The sequence below is a fragment of the Enterococcus sp. CWB-B31 genome (genome assembly GCF_020567645.1).
In the GTDB taxonomy this organism is placed as follows: domain Bacteria; phylum Bacillota; class Bacilli; order Lactobacillales; family Enterococcaceae; genus Enterococcus_L.
This window is the reverse complement of sequence record NZ_JAJDJW010000006.1, coordinates 76,457-99,196: the sequence shown is the minus strand read 5'-3', so window position 1 is coordinate 99,196 and position 22,740 is coordinate 76,457. Positions and strand designations below refer to the sequence as shown.

Annotated in this window: 22 protein-coding genes; 2 read left to right on the top strand and 20 right to left on the bottom strand. The window is 40.1% G+C overall.

Annotated features, from left to right (window positions below; translation table 11 throughout):
- Positions 1–130 precede the first annotated feature (130 nt).
- Positions 131–652 (bottom strand): hypothetical protein, encoded by a 522-nt coding sequence (locus LI954_RS07820; RefSeq protein WP_229444107.1) that lies wholly within the window; start codon positions 650–652, stop codon positions 131–133.
- Positions 653–933: 281 nt separating this feature from the next.
- Between LI954_RS07820 and rpmB the strand changes: the two genes are divergently transcribed.
- On the top strand, positions 934–1,122 hold the full coding sequence (gene rpmB / locus LI954_RS07815; RefSeq protein ID WP_202065437.1) for a 50S ribosomal protein L28: 189 nt from the start codon (positions 934–936) through the stop codon (positions 1,120–1,122).
- A 301-nt stretch (positions 1,123–1,423) separates the two neighbouring features.
- Here the strand turns inward: rpmB and LI954_RS07810 are convergent, their stop codons facing one another.
- From LI954_RS07810 to LI954_RS07730, 18 genes are all read right to left on the bottom strand, one after another.
- Positions 1,424–1,693 (bottom strand): hypothetical protein, encoded by a 270-nt coding sequence (locus tag LI954_RS07810; protein WP_229441319.1) that lies wholly within the window; start codon positions 1,691–1,693, stop codon positions 1,424–1,426.
- A gap of 318 nt (positions 1,694–2,011) precedes the next feature.
- Positions 2,012–2,650: a thiamine diphosphokinase gene (locus LI954_RS07805; RefSeq protein ID WP_229441320.1), complete on the bottom strand. Its 639-nt coding sequence runs from the start codon at positions 2,648–2,650 to the stop codon at positions 2,012–2,014.
- Entirely contained in the window at positions 2,647–3,300 is a 654-nt protein-coding gene (gene rpe, locus LI954_RS07800; RefSeq protein ID WP_202065449.1) for a ribulose-phosphate 3-epimerase, read from the bottom strand. The genes LI954_RS07805 and rpe overlap by 4 nt, the downstream gene beginning before the upstream one ends.
- Positions 3,301–3,420: 120 nt before the next feature.
- The gene (gene rsgA, locus LI954_RS07795) at positions 3,421–4,320 is read right to left on the bottom strand and encodes a ribosome small subunit-dependent GTPase A (RefSeq protein ID WP_229441321.1); all 900 of its coding nucleotides are present in this window, start codon (positions 4,318–4,320) and stop codon (positions 3,421–3,423) included.
- A gap of 329 nt (positions 4,321–4,649) precedes the next feature.
- Positions 4,650–6,827, bottom strand: coding sequence for a Stk1 family PASTA domain-containing Ser/Thr kinase (pknB, locus tag LI954_RS07790; protein ID WP_229441322.1), 2,178 nt, complete (start codon positions 6,825–6,827; stop codon positions 4,650–4,652).
- A gap of 3 nt (positions 6,828–6,830) precedes the next feature.
- On the bottom strand, positions 6,831–7,574 hold the full coding sequence (locus tag LI954_RS07785) for a Stp1/IreP family PP2C-type Ser/Thr phosphatase (RefSeq protein ID WP_229441323.1): 744 nt from the start codon (positions 7,572–7,574) through the stop codon (positions 6,831–6,833).
- A gap of 14 nt (positions 7,575–7,588) precedes the next feature.
- The gene (rsmB, locus tag LI954_RS07780; RefSeq protein WP_229441324.1) at positions 7,589–8,953 is read right to left on the bottom strand and encodes a 16S rRNA (cytosine(967)-C(5))-methyltransferase RsmB; all 1,365 of its coding nucleotides are present in this window, start codon (positions 8,951–8,953) and stop codon (positions 7,589–7,591) included.
- Positions 8,954–9,895, bottom strand: coding sequence for a methionyl-tRNA formyltransferase (gene fmt / locus LI954_RS07775; RefSeq protein ID WP_229441325.1), 942 nt, complete (start codon positions 9,893–9,895; stop codon positions 8,954–8,956). It lies immediately after the preceding gene.
- The gene (gene def / locus LI954_RS07770) at positions 9,888–10,382 is read right to left on the bottom strand and encodes a peptide deformylase (protein ID WP_202065464.1); all 495 of its coding nucleotides are present in this window, start codon (positions 10,380–10,382) and stop codon (positions 9,888–9,890) included. The genes fmt and def overlap by 8 nt, the downstream gene beginning before the upstream one ends.
- A 73-nt stretch (positions 10,383–10,455) precedes the next feature.
- A complete protein-coding gene (gene priA / locus LI954_RS07765; protein WP_229444106.1) occupies positions 10,456–12,882 on the bottom strand; it encodes a primosomal protein N' in 2,427 nt (808 codons plus the stop codon).
- A 375-nt stretch (positions 12,883–13,257) separates the two neighbouring features.
- On the bottom strand, positions 13,258–13,563 hold the full coding sequence (gene rpoZ / locus LI954_RS07760; protein WP_202065469.1) for a DNA-directed RNA polymerase subunit omega: 306 nt from the start codon (positions 13,561–13,563) through the stop codon (positions 13,258–13,260).
- Between the two features lie 5 nt (positions 13,564–13,568).
- Positions 13,569–14,186: a guanylate kinase gene (gene gmk / locus LI954_RS07755; protein WP_229444105.1), complete on the bottom strand. Its 618-nt coding sequence runs from the start codon at positions 14,184–14,186 to the stop codon at positions 13,569–13,571.
- A 337-nt stretch (positions 14,187–14,523) separates the two neighbouring features.
- Positions 14,524–14,811: a hypothetical protein gene (locus LI954_RS07750; RefSeq protein ID WP_202065473.1), complete on the bottom strand. Its 288-nt coding sequence runs from the start codon at positions 14,809–14,811 to the stop codon at positions 14,524–14,526.
- A gap of 145 nt (positions 14,812–14,956) precedes the next feature.
- On the bottom strand, positions 14,957–15,091 hold the full coding sequence (locus LI954_RS16060) for a hypothetical protein (RefSeq protein WP_267491450.1): 135 nt from the start codon (positions 15,089–15,091) through the stop codon (positions 14,957–14,959).
- A gap of 250 nt (positions 15,092–15,341) precedes the next feature.
- Positions 15,342–16,226, bottom strand: a complete 885-nt coding sequence (locus LI954_RS07745) for a YicC/YloC family endoribonuclease (RefSeq protein WP_229441327.1) — start codon at positions 16,224–16,226, stop codon at positions 15,342–15,344.
- A 16-nt stretch (positions 16,227–16,242) separates the two neighbouring features.
- On the bottom strand, positions 16,243–16,458 hold the full coding sequence (locus LI954_RS07740; protein ID WP_202065479.1) for a YdbC family protein: 216 nt from the start codon (positions 16,456–16,458) through the stop codon (positions 16,243–16,245).
- 3 nt (positions 16,459–16,461) lie between these two features.
- Entirely contained in the window at positions 16,462–18,150 is a 1,689-nt protein-coding gene (locus LI954_RS07735) for a patatin-like phospholipase family protein (RefSeq protein ID WP_229444104.1), read from the bottom strand.
- A gap of 273 nt (positions 18,151–18,423) precedes the next feature.
- Positions 18,424–19,290, bottom strand: a complete 867-nt coding sequence (locus LI954_RS07730) for a VOC family protein (RefSeq protein WP_229444103.1) — start codon at positions 19,288–19,290, stop codon at positions 18,424–18,426.
- Between the two features lie 723 nt (positions 19,291–20,013).
- On the opposite strand from LI954_RS07730, the gene LI954_RS07725 reads away from it, so the two are divergent.
- Positions 20,014–21,555: a DUF1958 domain-containing protein gene (locus tag LI954_RS07725; RefSeq protein WP_229444102.1), complete on the top strand. Its 1,542-nt coding sequence runs from the start codon at positions 20,014–20,016 to the stop codon at positions 21,553–21,555.
- A 73-nt stretch (positions 21,556–21,628) separates the two neighbouring features.
- On the opposite strand, the gene pgsA is transcribed toward LI954_RS07725, so the two are convergent.
- Complete coding sequence (gene pgsA / locus LI954_RS07720; protein ID WP_229444101.1) at positions 21,629–22,207, bottom strand: CDP-diacylglycerol--glycerol-3-phosphate 3-phosphatidyltransferase; 579 nt, start codon at positions 22,205–22,207, stop codon at positions 21,629–21,631.
- Between the last annotated feature and the right edge of the window lie 533 nt (positions 22,208–22,740).

Genomic DNA, 22,740 nt, shown 5'->3' with positions numbered 1-22,740 from the left:
AAATGCGGCAACATTCCTTCTTTAAACGAAACTAGCCTATATTTATTTTTTCGAAAATACTTGCCGCTAGAGTTTTCAGACTAGTCCTAATTAAACCCGTAAAAAACTCTGACTGCTGGAAATTAAGCAGTCAGAGTTTTTCTGTAATGGTTAACTTAGTTTTAATGATGTGTTCCACCTCCCAAGGTGGGGAGACGTTAAAAAGACAAGCATCGATTGTTTCCTTCTTGTAATCAATCATTTCTTCATCCAATACAGACGTTATCTTCGCTAAAAAATCAACCTTTTGCAAACGAGAATTTTTCAGCAAAATGATATAATGGTAGTTTCTATCCAACTGGTCACCATATGCCAAGTTTCCTAGAAACAACTCTCTCCCCGAAGCCCGCTTCACGTAGGAAACTTCTTCAAAAATAATAATGAGCCGAAAATCTAACTCCTCCGAAGGATGCATCATACTTTCCTGCTCTTCTAAACAATTAAAAAGTCTAAGTAAAGGTAATTTCTTTCCATTTGCCTCTTGGATCATTTCCAATGTTTCATAGGGAATCATCGGAAGCCTATGCTGTCCCTTTTTAATAAGTGTCAATAAATTATCTCTATCTTCTGTTACTTCCTCCAACACCTCTTTCTCCACATCCATTCTTATCATTATCATCACCTTCTTCTCATTTATGATTACACTAAAGCAATCAAATAAATAGGTTACTTATATTCTAGCTAATTCTTTCAGTATCAGGTGATATTCTCTTAAACTATCTATTTCCTTTCTTTTTCTCCTATATAAACGTTTAGGAATTCCTGAACGTAAAAAAGAGCGGATTTTTTATAATTCTTAAAATTTTCTTGCTAATCCCTTCCAAATATGATAAATTAGTCAGGTATGAGCAGAAAACCATCGCTCCAAGATCAAAGCAAAGGAGGAAATTCACAATGGCAAAAGTATGTTATTTCACTGGTCGTAAAACAAGCAGCGGAAACAACCGTTCTCATGCTCTGAATGCGACAAAGCGTACTGTTAAACCAAATCTGCAAAAAGTTCGTGTACTTGTAGACGGTAAACCAAAAAAAGTTTGGGTGTCAACTCGTGCTTTGAAATCTGGTAAAATCGAGCGTGTTTAATAGAATATATACAAATCAAAATCCTGTTTTCTTACATGAGAAAACAGGATTTTTTTGTATGTGTTGAAAACCACATGCTACACCGATGGTTCAGGAGAGCTTCCAGCGAGGTAAGAAAAAAACCTCCCAATATACTGACAGATATTGACAAAAAATGTCCCCCTTCAGCTTTGTAAAATGCTGTATCAGCATGAACTGATTCTTATGACTCAACTCACTAAGTATCGGCTCAATACAGTGGTTGTCTCCTGTGTGTTTTTGCCTTATAACTTGAATAATCCATTAAAATCTCATTCAGAGACTAATAAGGCTGCTCCACCTTTTTTAGATAATCTCCTGCATTATTTATCAACGAATAAAGCTCTGACAGCAAACCCAATCCCTGATAGTCCGAGACCGCAGTCTGAGAGAAGAAGAGAAGCTCCTTTTCTCCGGTAACTTGTTTCGTCAATTGCTGCATTATATTCGGTGCAGCATGAATTCTTCTGTAATCCATCAGCTCATCACTGATCTGCTCACAATAGTGATTGTCATATGGATTAATCAGAAGAAAATTGACCCTTACAGCCACATACTCTTGCCATCTGCAGGAAAGAAAAACTCACCTACTTTCAAAACTCAGTACATAGAGCTCATGGAAGTGATTGGAAAATTTTTGTTTAATCCCCTTAAACTGATAGGCTTAGATTGACAGCCTGCTATCAAACGTCGTAATTCTTTGTTCCACAGTCCTTCTCATTTTCCTTCTATATAACTGAAACTCAAGCGAATGTATTGAACAAAATGGATAATAAAAAAACAGCTGGATTTTATTTGGCCAGCTGTTCTGTTTGCTTATTCAATTATTTCTGTTTTGATGTACTCTCGGTACACTTTTTTAAAATAAAGTTTAGTCCCTGCTTTGGATGACTGCAATCACTCCAGAGGTAAAGGAGAAAGATGCTGTCTGTCCAACAAATTCATTACTTGCATATGAAGTTGGAACTGGAACCTGATGCTGATTCAGCAGATACTTACTGTCCTTAAGTGTCAGATCATTCACTGGTGTCAGACAGCAGTAAGCCAGATAATTCATTCCGACTTCTCTTCCAACTGTATATTCTCCCGGCAAAAAATATCGGATGCTATTCTGTCGATCCCTTAAACCAATTTGTTGAGTATATGAACGAAAACGCTCCTCCAGCGGCAGCCAGAGATTCGCGAGAAAATGATCTAAACGTCCGCCCGTTGCACCAATAATTGTCACTGTTGCTTTCGGAAACCGTTTAAAAACCTGATCAAGAGCCAGCTGCGTATCTGTATCGTCTTTTTCAGGCTTGGACGTGATAACCTCGACTGCTTCCTTTTCTACATAAGCTTTTTCATTGGCACTCAAAGAATCAAAATCACCTACAGCTAAATCCAAAGGCCAGCCCTGTTCCAAGATAAACAGACTTCCACGGTCAACACCGGCAAAATAATCAAATTCAGAAGAATGAATCGCCGGCCATTCTTCATTTGAGCCGCCAGCAACGATTAATAAATTCATTGATTCAACACAGCCCGTAATGCATCAATCCGCTCTTTTGGATCCTCTGCACTATAAATATAAGAACCTGCTACAAATACGTCTGCACCTGCATCTTTACATTTTTGAGCTGTTTCAGGAACAATCCCTCCATCTACTTCAATCTCATAAGTATACCCCTTTGTTTCTCTCCACTCTTTTAACTGAGCAATCTTACTCAGCTGGCTTTCAATAAAGCTTTGTCCGCCAAAGCCCGGATTTACAGTCATAATTAAAACAAGGTCTGCTAAATCCAATACCTCTTCAATAGCGGAAAGAGGTGTACCTGGATTAACTACTACGCCGGCTTTGACATCAGCCTGTTTAATCATCTGCATTGCCCGGTGAATATGCGGCGTGGATTCTTGGTGTACAGTAATAATATCTGCACCTGCTTCTGCGAATGCCTTAATATAGTTTTCCGGCTGCTGAATCATCAAATGTACATCTAAAGGCAGCTTAGTTGTCGGACGAATCGCTGAAACAACATTTGGACCCAGCGTAATATTCGGAACAAATTGTCCGTCCATTACATCCACATGGATATAATCGGCACCCAGCTTCTCTACTAACTGAATATCTCTTTCCAAATTTGCAAAATCTGCGCTCAAAATTGATGGGGCTATTTTCATAGTATGTATCTCCTTTGATTTTATTGATATCCGCCCGCTCTTTCAATCCATGAAGGATGAGTGGATTTCTTCTTCAGCTACTTGCTATTATTTTTAATAAGACCGTCTCCATTAAATAAATCAGTTTCCTTTTTTCTTCTTGTAAATGGGTCGGCGGTCTTCAATTTCTGAAAGAAACTGCAAATAATTATCATACCTTGTCTGAGCAATTTCTCCTGTTTCAACTTGCTTTTTGACCTCGCAGCCAGGTTCTTTTCTGTGCATGCACTCTCGAAACTTACAATGGGGCGCAGCTTTTACAAATTCAGGAAACTGTTTGGGTAATTCGACTGCATTCATTTCAAGAAAATCAATCGAACTAAACCCAGGAGTATCTGCAACCAGACCTTCGTACAGAGGAATAAGCTCCACATGTCTAGTTGTATGCTTCCCGCGCCCAAGAGATTCGGAAATCTCTCCAGTTGCCAATTGAAGCTCCGGTGAAATTTTGTTTAATAAGGTGGATTTCCCTGCACCGGACTGCCCCATAAAAACGGTCAGACGGTCCGGAAAATATTGCTCCAGTTCTCGAATCGATGCCTGATCATCGATAGAATCGTCTCCAAAAATAATAGGATAGGATGGCTGATACACCTTTTTGATTTCCTTCAGCAGTTCTTTTTCTTCTTCACTAAACAAATCGATTTTTGTTAAATAAATGACCGGTTCGATCTCCTTGTATTCCAATGTCACTAAAAAGCGATCCAACAGGTTATAGGAAAAATTCGGTTCTACTACACTCATCACGACAACACCAATGTCGACATTGGCAACTGACGGACGAACTAATTCATTTTTTCTCGGTAAAATCTCCAGCAGGTAACCATCTGTCAAGTTATCGCTTTCAAAAATTACATCGTCTCCAACCATGGGAGTAATGTTTCGATTGCGAAAATTCCCTCTGGCTCTTGTTTGAAATGTTTCACCTTCTGCATAAACATAATAAAACCCGCTCAATGCTTTTCTAATTTGACCGTTCAATGTATCCCTCCTAACCAATCCGAATATACAAGAAAAATCGAGAAGATGCAAGGACTGTCCATGTTTTTTACCGAATTGAACATATCATTCATTAAAAATTTTGAATAAGCAATTATAATTGAAACTCTTTAAACATATAAAACAACCCGAAAGAGCCGTTTTTTCGGAAAGTCGCTGCACTCTTACCTCTTTGATAAAAAAATCCTTTCACCTAAATTGATTGCTGTTCTCCCCCTCTGATAATTGAAAAAGCACCGGAACCGCCAATTTCTGACATGCTCCGATGCTGCATTTAAGTTTACTTGTAAAAACAAACAGCTGTGGTCTTTCTATTCACCTTCGGAATCTTCTGATGAAGGAGATTCATTCTGTGTCGGTCCGCTGGAATAATAGATCGTAACCGTTTCTCCTTTTTCAAGACTTGTACCGGAGGACGGATTTGTTCTGATTACTGAATCTTTTGTTTCATTCGAAGTTTCCACCTGTTCAGATACCTTAAATCCTTTTTTCTCCAGCTCAGACTTAGCTTCTGATCGTGACATCCTCACTACATCAGGTACTTCCACCATTTCAGCACCGGAGCTGACTACCAAAGTGATTTTTCCTGTCTTCGGGTTAAACGTTGAACCAGCTCCCGGGCTTTGAGAAATCACATTGCCCTTGGCTACAGTACTGCTGGATTTTTCTTCTTTAGAAATACGATCCTGACTCACCCCTAAAGCAACCAGTGCATTTACAGCATTGTCATAGCTGTAGTCTTTATAATTGATCAGTGTCGTATTATCCGATCCGCTGCTGACTGTCAGTGTGATTTCATCATTCACCGGATCAAAAGAAGTTCCGGCTCCCGGATTTTGGCGGATAACATAGCCTTCTGTTACTGTATCACTTGCTTCTTCTTCATATAAAATATTTTCTTCTTTAATACCCAAAGCCAGTAAAGCGGCTACTGCATTCTCGTAAGAATAGTCAACATAATTATCCAAAGAAACATTTTTCGGGCCGGTACTGACTACCAGAGTCACCTGATCATTCTTAGGATCAACTTCTGTTCCCTCTTCCGGTGTCTGACGGATAACTTTATCTGCATCGACTTCCAGACTATTTTCTTTTTCAATTTTTATATTGCTCTCAAGGAAGCCCAGCTTCTTCATCGCTTCAATCGCATCTTTTTGTGTCCAGTCTGTGTAATCATCTATCTTGATTTTTTTGTTGCCGGTACTAATATAAAGAACAACAGACTTCTTCTTCTTCACGCTGGCACCTGCAGCAGGATCTGTCTTAACCACTTTTCCTTCTTCAATCTCATCATCCGGAAGTTTTTTTACTTCATCTGTTACTTCAAGATCTGCGGCTTCCAGCTCTTTTCGAGCCTCTTCCTGTGTTTTGTTTCTAACATCAGGAACCATCACCTCGTTCTTGCCTCCACCGGCAAAAAATAGAACAGCTCCGACTGCCAACGCTATAAATAACAGAACAAAGAAAATTATAATAAATTTCTTTCGTCTCTTTTTCGGCTTTGTTTTCTCTTCCGGTTTTTCTTCAACAGAGGCTCCTTCTGTTTCATCTCCCAGAGTTTCTGAAGCAGCAAGAGCTTCTGCCGCCTGAGTTTCATCCAAAGGGGTCAAAACCATTGTTTCGCCGTTCAATGCTGTTGGTTCCCATCTGGACTCATTTAGCCGGTCCACATTCAAGACAGTATAAAGGTCTCTTGACATTTCCTCCGCTGATTTATAGCGGTCGGCAGGATCCTTGGCTGTCGCATGCAAAACGATATTTTCCAGCGATTGAGGAACATTGGAGTCAAATGAGCGAACAGACGGCATTTCCTCCTGAAAGTGTTTCAAAGCAATAGTTACCGCTGATTCTCCATCAAACGGAACAGTTCCTGTCAGCATTTCATACAAAATAACACCTACTGCATAAATATCTGACTGGTTTGTCGCCATGCTGCCTCTGGCCTGTTCTGGAGAAAGGTAATGAACAGAGCCCAGCATTGTATTGGTTTGAGTAATTGATGTCTCAGACAGCGCAATTGCAATACCAAAATCTGTAATTTTAACAACACCATTTTCATCAATCAAAATATTTTGCGGCTTCAGATCCCGGTGAATAATGCGGTGTTCATGTGCAAGGGAAACAGCTGATAAAATTTGTTCCATAATATCAACAACTTGCGCATACATAATTGGATAATAGGTATGGATGTATCGTTTAAGGTCCATTCCTTTAACATATTCCATTACCAGATACTGCAGTCCATCTTCCTCGTCGACATCATATACACTGACAATATTAGGATGAACCAACTCGGATGCAGCCAATGCTTCTCTTTGAAAACGCCGAATGGCCGCTTGATCATTTTGGAAGTCAAACCGCAGGACTTTCACTGCAACATCCCGATCCAAAATCAAATCATGGGCTAAAAAGACATTGGCCATTCCGCCGCTGCCGATATTACCGATAATCTGATAGCGGCCGTTTAATTTTCTGCCGATTTCTATCATCGGTTACTCCTCCTCACTCTTGTCAAAGTGTATTACGAGAACGGTGATATTATCAACGCCTCCTGCTTCATTTGCCAAAGAAATCAGCATTGCCACTTTTTCTTCCAGCGAAATTCCAGAAATAAGAACAGTTAAGATCATTTCTTCAGAAACCATGTTTGTCAGACCATCCGAACACAGCAGCAGGTAATCGCCTTCTGCACTGCCATGGTTGGCAACATCCACTTCAACGGTTTTCGGCATTCCCAGCGAACGGGTCAGTACATTTTTTCGAGGATGATTGAACGCCATTTCCTGCGTAATTTCTCCGGACTTCACCAATTCATTGACAAGAGAATGGTCCTCAGTCAACTGCATCATCTGCTGATTCCGTACTAAATATGCGCGGCTGTCTCCGATATTAGCCAAAACAAATGTCTCACCCAGTAAAACTGCACTGACGATTGTTGTGCCCATTCCTGAATATTCCGGAACAGACTGGCCTTTTTCATAGATTTTTTCATTTTCTTCCTGAATCATTTGAATCAGCCATTGTGCGGCTTTATCAGCTGAATCAATATCGTTTTCTGTCCACCGTTCTCCCAGGTAATTGACTGCCATCTGACTGGCAACATCACCGGCCTGATGCCCACCCATTCCGTCAGCAAGAAGTGCCAGCGAAATGCCGGCTTTATTCTCAAATACGCCTGCATAATCCTGATTTGTATTTCGTTTACGCCCAATATCTGTTTGAAAATTGATTTTCACTTGTTCCACCTCATTTAAGAAACTTTCTGCATGCAGCAAATAAAGAAACCGTCTGTTAAAAACTGGTGCGGATAAATTGTCAGCATTTGATCTTCTATTGAAGTTTCAAGAATCTCACTAACCTGCACATCAATTTTTTTAAACTCGGGATGCTTCGATAAAAATGCTGCCACCACTTCCTGATTCTCTTCTTTCGCGATCGTGCATGTGCTATAGACCATTATACCCCATTGCTTTAAGGTCTGCGCAGTATTTTCAAGGATTTCCAACTGAATTTTCGGCAGCTGTTCAAAATCCCCAGCGGTCTTATGGTATTTAATATCCGGTTTTCTTCTCATTAGTCCAAGTCCTGAGCATGGCGCATCTACTAAAATACGATCAAACGTTTCTGCCGGAAAGTGTTCATTTACTTTTCTGGCATCCAGCTCTTTCGTTTCTACCAGTCCAGTCAGTCCCAATCTTGCTGCATTTTCTTTAATCAGCTTTATTTTATGGGGATGAATATCCAGTGCCGTAACTTTCCCGCCTTTTGCTGCATCTAGAAAAGCGGCAATGTGAGTTGTTTTACCCCCCGGAGCTGCACAGGCATCCAAAACTCGATGCTGTGCTTCCACCTGTAATGCTGGGGCTGCCAGCATGGAGCTTTCATCCTGAATAGTAATTTCTCCGGCTTTAAACAACTGACTGCCAGCCAAAAATCCTTTTTCTGCGACAATTCCATAAGGCGAAATCTCACTTGGAACAGCTTCAATTCCATCTTCAGATAATTCTTCAATCACTGTGGTGCGATCCAAACGCTGTACATCCACCCGTGCACTGGCATGACTTCGTTCAAACAATGACAAACCCAGCTTTTTTGTTTCGTCTATTCCAATTTGACTCACTAATTTTTCTGTCAGCCACAAAGGCATACTGATCTCTGCAGAGAGCCGTTCCATAGGATCGCTGATTTTTTCCACTTCTGGAAGACCTTCTCTTTGAATCGTTCGCAGAACACCGTTTACAAACTTGCCGATACCGCTGTTGCCTCTTTCTTTGGCAATCTCAACTGCTTCATTGATAATCGCATGATCCGGAACTTTATCCAGATAAACAGATTGATAAATCGAAAGAATCAGCAGATTTTTTACCCAGTTATCTACTTTTTTTGCTTTTTTTATGAATGGAGACAAATAATACTCCAACAATAATTTTCTGCTGAGTGTACCATATACCAGTTCAGTAAACAAGCGGCCGTCCTGAGCAGAAAGCTTTGATTTTTCAATCATTTCACTTAACAGCAGATTGGAGTACGCACCGCCTGTATCAACACGTTCAATTGTTTCCAGCGCAGCATAACGGACAGAGTGTCTGATCTTCGCCGAGATTTTCTTTCCCATCTAGTCCACCTTCTCCATTTCTTTCACTGTCTGACCTGAGCCGTTTAAAAATTCTTGAATAGACAGTCTGCCTTTTCCGGAAGGTTGAAGACTATTCAAAGAAAGAACTGTACCTTCCCCGCAGGCAATCCACAACTCTTTTTTAGTTCGTTTAATAATCGTCCTTGGTTCTGCTTCAGTAGTTTCCAATAACGGAGAAACCTCCCATAATTTCCAGTTTATTCCCTGATAGGTCGTGAAAGCAGTCGGCCAAGGTCTCATTCCTCTGACCTGACAATCAATCTGTTCCGCAGTTTTTTGCCAGTCGATTTTTTCCTGCTCTCTGGTAATATTCGGAGAGAATGTTGCCTGTGACTCGTCCTGAGGAACAGGCTTAAGCGCTCCAGACAGGATTTCAGGCAATACTTCCAAAAGCAGTTCTTTTCCTACAACACTCAACTTGTCAAACATTGTTCCTACATCATCCTGTGTCGAAATAGGAATACTTCGTTGAGCATAGATCCCTCCTGCATCCATTTTTTTGATCATTTCCATAATGGTTACACCTGTTTCTTTTTCCCCATTTATAATGGAATAGTGGACAGGTGCACCACCGCGATATTTTGGTAAAAGGGATGCATGTACATTCACCGCCCCCAATACAGGTGCCTGCAGCAGGCGTTCCGGCAAGAACTGACCAAATGCTGCGGTTACAATAATATCCGGCTTAAGAGCAATTACTGTTTCCATTTCCTCGGAGCCAGATATTTTTTCCGGCTGCAGTACCTTCAGACCGTGCTTTAATGCTGCCTCTTTTACAGGAGGAGCTGTCAAAATTCTTTTTCTTCCGACAGGACGATCTGGTTGTGTTACTACTGCTGCTACTTCATACCCGGCTTCTAAAAGACCTTCTAAAATGGGAACTGAAAATGTGGGCGTTCCCATAAAAATAATTTTAGTCATCCAACTTCTCCTCCATATATGCATCCAGATCTTCTGGAGCAATTTCTTCAATGATCTTATCAATGAACACTTTCCCATTCAAATGATCAATTTCATGCTGAAATGCACGCGCCAAATAACCATAGGCAGTCACTTCAATTTCTTCGCCTTCCCGATCAAAGTAACGAACCGTTATCTCTTCAGAACGTTCAACAGTCCCATATCTATTGGGGATACTGAGACAGCCTTCCACATCAATATCTACCCCGTTTCTTTCAATAATTTCAGGATTGATCAGCTCAAAACGTCCAGTTTCTTCATCGATTTCAATGACTGCAAGTTGAAGGTTCTTTCCTATCTGCGGAGCTGCAATCCCGATGCCGTCATGGGCTGTCATGGTGTCATACATATCATCTAACAGCTGTATAATCTCATCTGTAATCAGTGTCACTGGTTTTGCTTTTGCGGTCAACTTGTTATCAGGGTAAAGCACGATTGGATAACGCATTCGCTTTCCTCTTTTCTAACATCTATTTCGTCATTAATTGAATATTTCCTGCTTTTGCACTTCTTATGAAAACTTAAATAAAATTCATCGGCTCTGCATCAATCGATACTTTTAACCCTTTGGCTGCTCCTGCCTGCGTATCCGTTAAGATTTTCTCCAGCAGTTCCTGAAGCCGAGCTTCTTTTTTATATTTGATAATCATTTGATAGTAATAGCGATTATTTATCCTCATAATTGCTTTAGGTGTCGGCCCCAACAAAAGACTTTGATCTGAAAGTCCTTCCTGAAGCTCTTTCATAATCGAAAACATTTGCTTGGCAGCAACATTTTCTTCTGGATGGCTGGCCGTAATCTGAACTGTAAAATAAAACGGCGGATAATCCCCTCGATGACGAATCTGCATTTCCTTTTGATAAAAGGCTTCATAATTCTGGATTCTTGCCAGCTGAATCGCATAGTGGTCCGGATTAAAGGACTGAATCACTACTTCACCGGGTTTTTCTGCCCGCCCTGCTCTGCCGCTGACCTGTGTAAGAAGTTGAAACGTTCGTTCACTTGAACGAAAATCAGGCAGATTCAACGCGGTATCTGCATTTAAAACCCCTACCAGTGTGACATTAGGGAAGTCTAACCCTTTTGCAATCATCTGCGTACCAAGTAGTATGTCCGCCTCCTGATTCTCAAAAGCAGAAAGAATCCGTTCATGTGCTCCTTTACGACGCGTCGTATCAACATCCATTCTCAAAATTCGTGCCCCAGGTAAAAGCTGCTGCAGTTCTTCTTCTACTTTCTGCGTACCCGTACCATAGTAGCGGATTTTATCACTGCTGCAGTTTGGACATTGATGGGGAATCCCTTCCTCATGTCCACAGTAATGGCATTTCATTGTTTTTGTATCCATGTGCAGCGTCAGTGAGATATCACAGTTTGGACAAGGCACAACAAAGCCGCAGTCCCTGCACATAACAAAGGAGGAATATCCTCTCCGATTGAGCAGCAGCACACTTTGTTCTTTACGCTCCAGTCTCTCCTGAAGCTTATTCTGAAGCAGCTGAGAAAAGGTTGAAATGTTCTTTTGTCTGACCTCTGAGCGCATATCAATCACATCAATCTGAGGCAGTGACGCTGCACTGTTTGCACGTTGGGTCAACAGCAAATGCCTATAGACTTTTTTCTGTGCACGAGCTCTGGATTCAAGTGAAGGAGTGGCACTTCCCAGGATGACAGGACAATGATGATATGCTCCCCGCCAAATAGCTAAATCTCTGGCATGATATCTGGGCGTTTCTTCCTGTTTATAGCTGGCTTCATGTTCTTCATCAATGATGATGACCCCTAGACCAGATAACGGGGCAAATATTGCCGAACGCGCACCAACCACTACCTGCGCTTCTCCCCGCTCAATTTTCCGCCATTCGTCATAACGTTCGCCATGAGACAATCCACTGTGCAGCACTGCTACTTGTTCCCCAAAACGACTTTTAAATCTCTGAACCATTTGAGGTGTTAATGAAATCTCCGGTACCAGCATAATCGCTGTTTTCTTCTGTTCAAGCACTTCAGCAATCACCTGAAGGTAAACTTCCGTCTTCCCGCTTCCGGTGATTCCTTCCAGTAAATATGTATCAGATGATTCTGTTTTCATGGAATACGTGATTTCTTCTACTGCTGTCCGCTGTTCTTCATTCAACAGCAGTGCTTCTGTCTTTTCAAATTCCCGGTCAGCAAAGGGATCTCTGTAAGTTTCTTTTTCTATAAACCGCAGCCAGCCTTTTTTCTGCGCATCGTTTAATACAGCCGTGCTGAATCCCAGATCCTTCATTTCTTTTACAGCGACTGTCCGCTCCTGTCCCAGGCTTTGTAAATAATATAACAGCTCTTCTTTTTTTTTGGCTCCTTTGCGCAATGCTTCCTTTTCCTCTTGAAGCCGTTCAAAATCCATCGCTGCCTGAATATACCGAACTGTTTTTACTTTATTTTTCGTTTGGACTTCATAGCGAATATCAACTTTTTGCTCTGCACGCAGCTGCATCAGTTTCGGCAGAATGTTTCTCTCAACTGCTTCTTCCCATGGAATTTCATCAAGACCATAAAACAGCTCATCTTGAAGTTCTTCCGCAATTTCATCAGTCAGATAAATATATTTATGATAGGCTGCACGCATAACACTTGGCAGCATCGTCTGTAAACATGTAATTTTAAAGGAAAATGTTTTAGTTTTCATATATTCTGCCAGTTCCAGCATTTCTTCATCCAAAACGGGCTTTAAATCGAGGATTGAAATAATCTCTTTCCATTCATACTCAGAGAGCTGTTCATCAGAAAGCTGTCCAAGACCAACTATAAAGCCCTGAACATGACGATCTCCCCGACCAAAGGGAACCTCCACTCTCATGCCCACAACTATCTGACTGCTTAAGTTTGAAGGAATCAGATAGGTAAACGGCTGATCTGTCTGCATCGCCGGAATGTCTACAACTATTTGTGCAGCGTTCTTCATTCTGATCCTTCCTTTCTATGTACTGAAAATCTCTTTGCTTATTGTACTAAAGAATCCGACTTTTGTCTTGCTGCTCCGCCGTTTCTTAATAAAAAGACACAGTGCTTTATGCAGCTGCAGCCTAATTCCAATTAGTTTTAGGGCGTGTCTGAAAAGTTAATGGCATTCGAATTTTTCAGTGATTTTTGTTGAAATCAAGGAAGAAAACACAGCTTATGTGGTTCATAAGCGGGTATTTATGACGATGAGTTCGATAAAAATCATCAAACTATTCGCCGCTTGAATTTTCAGACATGTCCTAGGTATTCTCACTGAATTAGTTTAAATAAAAAAACGGCTGGGATTCAGTAATTGCCCCAGCCAACTAGTTCTATTTTATAACTTGCTTTCTTCCCGAATACGCTCTTCCAGTTCTCTCTGTTCCTGATCTTTCGCCATTCGCTGCTCTTCTTTCGCTGCACGGATGCGCTCGCGTTTTTCTTCAGGATTTGGATCATTGATAACCATTGCAGCATCAATTTCTTCCAATGCACGACCAACACTTTTTACAGATTCAAAGCTTTCAATGGTCGGCTGCGCTCCGGCTTCCAATTCATGAGCACGTTTACTTGCCAGAATAACCAAAGAGTATTTCGACGGAACTTCTTCCAATAATGAATCAATAGACGGTTTTAGCATCATTTTGGCTACATCTCCTTTAACATATTAATATATTTGCCGATCACTCGGTCTACTCTGAAGTGTTCACTTGCAATAATCCGTTTGATTCGTTCCACAGCAAGTGATACTTCATCATTTACTACAGCATAGTCATACAATGCCATCATTTCAATCTCTTCTCTTGCGACCTGCATTCGTTTCTCAATTACAGACAGATCATCTGTACCGCGATTGACAATACGGGATTTCAATTCAGCCAAGTCTGGAGGCGTTAAAAAAATGAACACACCGGCTTTGCCAACTTTATCTCTTACCTGTTGAGCTCCCTGCACTTCAATTTCAAGAAAGACATCTTTCCCTTCATCCAATGTCTGGTTTACATAGGAGAGCGGTGTGCCATAATAATTACCAACATATTCCGCATATTCCAGCATCTCTCCGGCTTCAATCATTGCTTCAAACTCTTCCCTCGTACGGAAATAGTAGTCCACACCTTCCACTTCTCCCTCACGCATTGCCCGAGTTGTCATGGAAACAGAATACTGAAAATCATGTTCTTCACTTTCAAAAATTGCTTTTCGAACCGTGCCTTTGCCAACACCAGAAGGTCCAGACAATACTATTAGTAACCCACGCTCTGTCATGATGACTTCCTTTCAAATGGTTTCTTTGTCATTATTTCTATAATGCACTTTTTTTCAACAATTTTCAAGGCTTTCTTATTAAGGTTTTCTAAGAAAATCATTTCTTTCATAAAACCGCGCATTCCACCCATAACCATTCCATCGAAATATACATGAAAAAAATAGAATCCGTGCTAAACAACTATGTACAAATTCCGGTACCTGCTGAAGCACTGAGTGAAAAAAATTTCCAACTAAATGAGAAAGTTTATTCAAAGAAATAAAACTCAGTTTAAAACAGCTGAAGCACTGTTTGACCTGCTCGGCTCACAGCTGTTCCAGCCATTTCTTCCTCAAACTAAATCCCCATATTGGACAATATATTGACCACACCCATCAATTCATCGCGGCGTTTCATTTGTTTTTCAGCGGGTCCGTCAACTTCCTCTGCATCCACTCGAACGATGTAACGTCGGTCCATCGTTATAAACTTATCCTCATTGACTTGAATATTCAACACCTGATCTGTATAAGAAACACAGGCATCCTGCCATGCTTCAAAGGGTTCTTTCTCAGTCAGAACCTCTCTTTTAATTACTGACTTTCCGCTCAATTCATGAAATGTTATGTCATAATATTTTGTCATTCTTCTCACCTCATTATCATTCTGCTCTTTAATTATAGCGTTAAAGGAAACGGGACTGTAACATAAGTATGTCTGAGTCCCCTAAAACCAAATCAGTTGATATGATCGAAGCGCAGCGGAGTGTATCCATTCTCAGTTATTTATTCTATGAATAGTGTTCTTTGACAATTTTCGGATATTCCGCCTTATTATCATAAATCACTACGATTGACCTGTCAGAGTAGATAATACCTGCCTGGTTCTTGATGCTCCTGCGGTTACTCGTCGCAGTTAAGTTCATACACGTGCTCCTGCGGTTACTCGTCGCAGTTAAGTTCATACACATGCTCCTGCGGTTACTCGTCGCAGTTAAGTTCATACACATGCTCCTGCGATTACTCGTCGCGGTTAAGTTCATGCATGTGCTCCTGCGATTACTCGTCGCAGTTAAGTTCATACACGTGCTCCTACGGTTACTCGTCACAGTTAAGTTCATGCATGTGCTCCTGCGATTACTCGTCGCATGGAGAAGCTTTGTCACACCCTCACTCCTATTCGATATTTTGAATCTGTTCACGGATCTTTTCCAAAATTGTTTTCAACTGTACCACATAATTTTTGATTTCTATCGGACTGGATTTTGAACCAATCGTATTTACTTCTCTGTTGATCTCCTGAATAAGAAAATCCAGTTCCCTTCCAACAGGCTCTTCCTGCTCTAACAATTCTTCTAATTTATTAATATGAATTGCCAGCCGGTCCAGCTCTTCATGAATATCTCCTTTTTCCAGAAGGATAGCCATCTCAGTCAGAAGTCTGGTTTCATCCACAGATGTTTCCAGCCAGTCACGCAGCTTTTGTTCAAATTTATCACGATAATCAGATTCATATAATTCTGTAAACTCTCCAAGCCGAGCAACCAGATTGGAAAAATCATTTGAATACTCAAACAAAATTTGTTTAATCTTTTCACCTTCTTGATATCGGCTGCTGTCCACTTTATTAATAGCTGCTTCAACAGCAACCAGTAAACAAGACTCAAGCTCTGCATCTGTTTCTTTTCCTTCGACTATTTCAACATAGTCGGAATTATTCAACAGCTGATTCAGACTTGCTGACGGATCAAATGTATTTTCTCCGTATTGAGTGTATATTTCTTCTTTAATTTCCTGCAGCAGCTGATGGATTAATGACCAGTGAACATGAACTGCTTTACTGCCTTCCCCTATTTTTTTCAGATTGATAAAGACTTCTACCCGTCCTCTTTGAAGCCGTTCTTTAATTTTTTGTCGGATTGCCAGTTCAAAAGAATTGGCCTCTTTCGGCATTCTAAGCTGCATATCCAAAAAACGGTGATTAACGGTTTTTATTTCTACATCAATTTCATAGTGTTCACATTCTGTTTTTTCTTTCCCAAATCCAGTCATACTTTTCATTGACAGGGTGTCCTTTCTACATGGATTTCAGTGTTTCACGCAAGGTTTCAAATTCCTCATTTGTCAGTGTAATGCCCTTACCCATCTTTTCATGACCAGGCGCCCAGTCACGCAGATCAAATTTAGGCGGACGTTCATTCCAGCTCACCAAGTTCAGTTCTTTCCGCCAGCCTTTCGCATTTTCGGAAAGTACTGCAATTTCTTCTACGATTTCATATGAAAATTCAGCCAATAGTTATCTTCTCCCTTTTTGTATATATTCGTTCATCAATACTTCCAGCACCATAGCCGGCAGTCGTTCAAACAAGACTGACAAACGCCGTTGTTTCTCTTCAGCTTCTACATTTAAAAAATTTGTCATCAACTGAAATTGTCTCTTATCCGATAAAAGAAAGAATTCATCATAATATCTTCCCAGCCATTCCTGAACAGAAATCATCCCGTCAAAAGAATTTTCCGGCAGGCTTTCTTCTCCGTCTTTTTCCAGCAGTTGAATAAATTCAGTAACTGTATAAAGCTTATTTGGAGGAATATCTCTTTGTTTTCCAAGAAGCTCCAGTAAAACAAGACTGATATTTTCCTCATACACCCTGTCTTTATAATATCTACGCAATTTCTGATAGATTCTCTTTCGGGATTCCCCGTTTTTCCACAAAGACAGTGAATAATTCTTTTTTATATAGCGGAAAAAGCTTTTCTGAATGGAGACTGCTTTTTTTAAATCTTCATCAAAAGTATACCAATAACCGCTATATTTTTGAAATGCTTTCATGGTTTCCAAATAGCCCAGCTGGATATTTACCTTTGAACGTATCCCATCAAACAACAGCACATTCCCCAATGTCCATGGGGTTTTCAGCACAATTTTCAGTTGCGAGTCCGGCAGTTCCGTTCGTTTTGAAAAGCCCGGTCCCTTTACATCTGCTACAATATATTCTGTAGCTCCATTTTGAAAAGCAACATCTATCGGAACATTATTTCTATAACCGCCATCAATATAAAATTTTTCATCAATCACTGCAGCAGCCATTGCCGGAAAAAAAGAAGATGATGCCAAAAGCCATTGTTTCTGCTGGTTATTCTTACAAGAATTGAAATGAATTACCCGCTCAGTCACACCAGGCAGCTCTGTTGTTACTATATAAAATTCCTGTTTTGCCGATTTGAGCTTTTCTTCTGAAAAGGTATCATCCAGCAACTGCTGTAAAGGTTGAGTTGAAACTCCCTTTGATTGTATGGCTGCCAAAGTGAAGGAAGCGATTTGTCCCAATAATTCAGACAATGTATTTTTCGATGACACCTTCATTGGAAAAGAAAGGATTTTCTTAGTCTCAATTTTTTCCCACATTTCTTTGGCCCGTTCAAAATCATCCTGAATAATCAAAGCCCCGTTTAATGCACCGACTGATGTTCCGGTAATCAGCTCAAATGGAATTTCAAGTTCTTTTAGTGCCTGCCAGACCCCGATCTGATACGCGCCTCTTGCTCCACCGCCACCCAAAACCAGTGCCGTGTGGTAATGAAGTTTCCTGCTTGCTGTTCCGTCATCAGTAAAAAAATACTCATGCTTCTCCAATACAGCTTGTTCCATATGTGATAACGGCTGCGCAAATGTCATTCGTATTTCAGATTGAAACCTTGTTTTACCGATGAGTTCCAATCCATCGAAAATCAGTTTCCAATTCATCCAGGAAATATCTCTCGTCATTAAGTTGACAATACTTTCTCCTGATATTGTCGCAAACAGCACAGGCTGACTGTTTTTCAGCACGACATAATGATCTGCCTCCATTATTTCCAACTGTTCCAAAAACTGCTGATGCGCAGCAGAATGTTCTTTATAGAAAGGTAATGGCAAAGTGCTGACCTGAATAGCTGAAGCAATATCATACTTATCAGAAGAAACCAGTTTTAGTACATTCACGATGACACACCTCCTCCACTAAAGTATAGCAGAAAAAAAGGAATTACTCTTTTTGCACCCTATTATTCTTTATAAAATCCAGAGTATTCGACCTGCAGTTATTTACATTATTATTTAACTTGTAAAATTTATTTCTGAAAAGAAATTTATTTTTCAATTAGCATATCTTAATTATGAAAATAAATAAATTAGATAGACGCTTCTTTAGATTATGAAAAAGGAACTGCCCTCTCTTGGATAACAGTTCCTGAATTACATACTTTTACCTGCTTGTTACTCTATTTCAATTCGTACGTTAATTCCGCTTGGGTCCGGCAGCAAAATAGAAGCTTCCGTCTCACTGATGATTATTTCTCCATTCTTTTCCACATTCCTTTTTACCTTAGTCAAAGCGGCTTTATCCGGAACAAGTATCGTAAAGAAATCGAGTCCAAGATCTTTTTCATCAGGAGCCGGCAATCCTCTTCCTGTCCAGACATTTGTTCCAATGTGGTGATGATAGCTTCCTGCTGCAAAAAAGCTGGCATATTGACCAAAGTGATCTTTCAACCCCATGCCTAATGTGTTCATATAGAAATTTTCAGTTTGCTCCAGATCTGAAACAGAAAGATGAATGTGCCCTATTTTTGTACCTACAGGGAATTTATCTGTTTTTTCATCACGACTTGCCAAAACACCTTCTGCATCCATTTCGACTGTGATACCGATAATTTGTCCGTCTGGGCGAACATCCCATTCTGTTTCCGGTTTATCGCTATAAATTTCGATCCCGTTACCTTCCGGATCTTCCAGATAGACAGCCTCGCTATAACCATGATCAGACGCCCCAATAATTGCAGTATTGTTTTTCAACAGGGAAAAAAGTGTATTGCCCAAATCTTTTCTTGTCGGCAGAAGAAAAGCTGTGTGATATAGACCAGCCTTTTTTGCTTTCATATTGGGATTCTGTACTTCTTTTAACTTCAGCAATTCCGTACTATTGCCTTTAATACCCAATACTGCACTGTCACCATCTTTTCCCAGTATATCCAAACCGATAATCTCTGTATAAAAAGCCACTTGCTTTGATAGATTGGCTACTTTCAGCCCAACAGTTCCTATATGGGCTGCATTGTTAATTGTAAATGTTTGTGCCATCATGAGACCGCCTCCTAATATCTCTAACTTAACTTAATTATATCACTTACTTTTAGTAAGTTAAAACTTTTTGCTTCCGGCTTCTACAAATTTTTTGTACCTTAATTAGATTAATTGCAAAAAAGTACCCAATTTTCTTCTATTTTCATTTAAAATAGAACTATAGATGTTCAGATAAGCAGAAGCAGTGAAATAATCAGTCTCTAGTTATAGCTGTTTCCTTTAAGGGAAGTGAAAAGAAGTTTTTAGAAGATACATCCATCCTCTTCAACTTATTAGAGTAAATAGAAGACAGTCTTTTTATCTGCGGTGTATTTAGAAAATTTAATCAGTTGATCGTTCATTTTTTTCTAAAATAACTGGTTTTATAAGACTGGAATGCATTATAATGGTATAGACTTCCTTACAGTACGATTTAAAAAATTTTGTGTTTTGACGAATATAAAATGAAATAGCATGACAAGCAGAACAATAAATCATAGGAGTTTAGCCCAATAAAAATACTTTTTAGAGTAAAAAAAGAATGTAGGACCTCACGATTCTGCAAAATAAAAGCAGTTCATTTTCAAGTATTAATGATGAACTGGTTTCAAATAAGAAAAGGAGTGCCTTTAGTTTTTAGCGATTCTATCGCTTAGAAATAACGGTCATCGGACCTGAAAAATAGAAACAGTTCATTTTCAAGTATTAATGATGAACTGGTTTCAAATGAGAAAAGGAGTTATTATGCATAAAAGTAAATTGAGTCATTTGATGGTATTATCTAGTTTATTTATTCTATCAATTACGGCGCTGTTTCCCCTAGTCAGCTTTGCTGAAGATGGAACTGCTCCAGAAACAGAAACCACCACCACTCAGCAAGAGAGTATTGCTGAGGATATTATGTCCATCGCCCGCAATGCCGGGTATACAGTGGATGATGTTTATCGTCCTGCTGCCTCCATTGTGATTGAAGCAAATTCCGGGCAAGTTATTTGGGCAGATCAGGTGGATTTAGCTTGGTATCCTGCAAGTATTGCCAAGATGATGACTGTCTATCTGGTGCTTGATGCAATTAAAGAAGGCAAACTGACTTTGGATACCCAAGTGACAGCAACAGAAAGTGATGCCGCAATTTCACAAATTTATGAACTAAGCAATACAACAATTGTCGCAGGAGCAGCCTATCCAGTTACTGACCTGCTCTACATGACAACGCTGGCTTCATCCAATGCTGCAACTGTGATGCTCGCCAACTTGATAACAAGCAACGATGCCGCAGCATTCATCACAGTGATGAACGAAAAAGCCAAAACACTAGGAATGACCAACACTACTTTTTATAACCCAAGTGGAGCTGCCGCCAGTGCATTTAACGGTTACTATGTCCCAGAAGGAATTGATCCTGAGGCAGATAATACATCCACTGCAAGAGACCTTGCTTTGATGTTCTATCATTTATTAAAAGACCACCCAGAGGTTCTGGAATATACAAATAAATTTCAAGTAACAGTTATGGAAAATACAGAGTACGCAGAAGTTTTGGAAAACTCAAACCGTTCTATTCCCGGCAACAGTTATGGTTATGAAGGAGAAGACGGGTTAAAAACAGGGGCAAGCCCGGAAGCTGCATTTAACTATGCGGCAACAGCAAAAAGAGGGGATATGCGGCTGATTGAAGTGGTTCTTGGCGTTGGCAGCTGGGAAGATGCTGAAAGTGAAAACTATCGGCATGTATTTGGGAATGCTTTGTTTGACTATGGCTTCAACAACTTTGAATATAAAATAGTTCTACCCGCCGGCACTCAGACCGTTAATAATAAAGAAATTATTTTAGAACAAGATTTTTATGGACTGTTGCGAAAAGGAACACAGCCCGAATTTATACTTTCTGACAATCAACAGCTGCTTTTGTCAAACCAGCTGGAGAAGGTTTCTCCAAGTTTGCCTGCGCCAAGTATCTCTTATCAGGAAAAGAAAACTGAAAACACTGATACAGCCGCAGCTGACACTGGTGCTGATAAGGAGGGAAATAATGCTGCCTCTCCAACCTCTTTTGTTGGTAAAATAAGGCAAAGATGGAAAGAGTATGCAATCAGTATAGTCTTTCTCATTCTATCCATTCTGTTGTTGATATATTCTCAAACGAAGAGCAGCAAATTAAAACAAACACGCAAACGGGCAACAGCTAGAAAACAAACAGCTTTTATACTTGGAGTTACTTGCCTGCTGATTGCTGTAGCTGCTGCAACATTCACCTTTGTTGCCGGACAATGGCTGCCATTTTAAAACAATAAGAGATTAAAAAAAGAAGTGCTCCGTCTCTAATCAGACGAACACTTCTTTTTTATTGCATATTTTCCTACATTGATCCTTTAAACACTTTTGAATTCTTTATAAAATAGTCAACTCCGGAATAGATAGTAAATATCAGACATAGATAAAGCATAAGTACATCTACCGGAATTCCAATCAGATTAAATGGAATATTGTTGATAAACAACAGAATAATGGCAACCATTTGTGTAGCTGTTTTTACTTTTCCCGGCCAAGCTGCAGCCATCACTTCACCATCTTCAACTAAAAGCAAACGAAGTCCTGTTACTGCAAGTTCCCGGCAGACAATAACTGCAACAATCCATGCAGCTGCTTTGCCCTGTCCAACCAAGACAATAAACGCGGTCATAACCAGCATTTTATCAGCCAAAGGATCTGCAAATTTCCCAAAATTCGTTACTAATCCCCGAGCTCTGGCAATCTTTCCGTCCAACCAGTCTGTTACACTGGCAACAGCAAAAATAATTGCAGCTGTCAATTGTGTGATTTCAAGAGTCGTATCTCCGATTGTCAGTGTTCCCCAATTTAATGGCAGACTGACGACTAAAATAAATACTGGAATCATACAGATTCTAAGTACTGTTAATTTATTTGGCAAATTCAAATTTTTCCCCTCACTTTCCATTTCTATTTTACGTTATTCACTCTTCACTGTCACGATAAACCCTTTTTATCCTATGATAGTAGAACAGTATGCGGAGCGTAGAAGAACTGCTGTCTCTACGAGTCTAACGATTCTCGAGACAAAACGTTAAGCTGTATCCATTTTTCTGCGTCTGCGGTGCTCACTACACTACACTTCGTTTCGATCTCATCACTTTCTAAACGGCAGAGCCATTAAGAATTGAAGGACTTCATTCCGATCCTCGAAGCATGGAGGAACTTGCTTCTACGCTTCTTCGAATGCTCGAATCATACAAAGACTGGAACACCGTTTATTCGGAAATAAGTCGAACTATACTGAAAATATGAGTAGCTATTTTCGTATAGTCCGACTTATTTCTTGAGACAGAACACTTCTGTCACAACCTCTCCTAAAACAAATAAGCGTGTTCCAGTGTTTCAATCTCTGCACATTCATCAGAGAGTCGCTTCGCATACCATCCTACTATTTGATGTTTTCTTGCATAAACACTC

Coding starts and splice junctions, on each gene's coding strand:
- LI954_RS07820 (WP_229444107.1), bottom strand. CDS start 652: ATGATAAGAATGGATGTGGAGAAAGAGGTGTTGGAGGAAGTAACAGAA.
- rpmB (WP_202065437.1), top strand. CDS start 934: ATGGCAAAAGTATGTTATTTCACTGGTCGTAAAACAAGCAGCGGAAAC.
- LI954_RS07805 (WP_229441320.1), bottom strand. CDS start 2,650: ATGAATTTATTAATCGTTGCTGGCGGCTCAAATGAAGAATGGCCGGCG.
- rpe (WP_202065449.1), bottom strand. CDS start 3,300: ATGAAAATAGCCCCATCAATTTTGAGCGCAGATTTTGCAAATTTGGAA.
- pknB (WP_229441322.1), bottom strand. CDS start 6,827: ATGATAGAAATCGGCAGAAAATTAAACGGCCGCTATCAGATTATCGGT.
- rsmB (WP_229441324.1), bottom strand. CDS start 8,953: ATGGGAAAGAAAATCTCGGCGAAGATCAGACACTCTGTCCGTTATGCT.
- fmt (WP_229441325.1), bottom strand. CDS start 9,895: ATGACTAAAATTATTTTTATGGGAACGCCCACATTTTCAGTTCCCATT.
- def (WP_202065464.1), bottom strand. CDS start 10,382: ATGCGTTATCCAATCGTGCTTTACCCTGATAACAAGTTGACCGCAAAA.
- priA (WP_229444106.1), bottom strand. CDS start 12,882: ATGAAGAACGCTGCACAAATAGTTGTAGACATTCCGGCGATGCAGACA.
- rpoZ (WP_202065469.1), bottom strand. CDS start 13,563: ATGATGCTAAAACCGTCTATTGATTCATTATTGGAAGAAGTTCCGTCG.
- gmk (WP_229444105.1), bottom strand. CDS start 14,186: ATGACAGAGCGTGGGTTACTAATAGTATTGTCTGGACCTTCTGGTGTT.
- LI954_RS07750 (WP_202065473.1), bottom strand. CDS start 14,811: ATGACAAAATATTATGACATAACATTTCATGAATTGAGCGGAAAGTCA.
- LI954_RS16060 (WP_267491450.1), bottom strand. CDS start 15,091: ATGAACTTAACTGCGACGAGTAACCGCAGGAGCATCAAGAACCAGGCA.
- LI954_RS07745 (WP_229441327.1), bottom strand. CDS start 16,226: ATGAAAAGTATGACTGGATTTGGGAAAGAAAAAACAGAATGTGAACAC.
- LI954_RS07730 (WP_229444103.1), bottom strand. CDS start 19,290: ATGATGGCACAAACATTTACAATTAACAATGCAGCCCATATAGGAACT.
- LI954_RS07725 (WP_229444102.1), top strand. CDS start 20,014: ATGCATAAAAGTAAATTGAGTCATTTGATGGTATTATCTAGTTTATTT.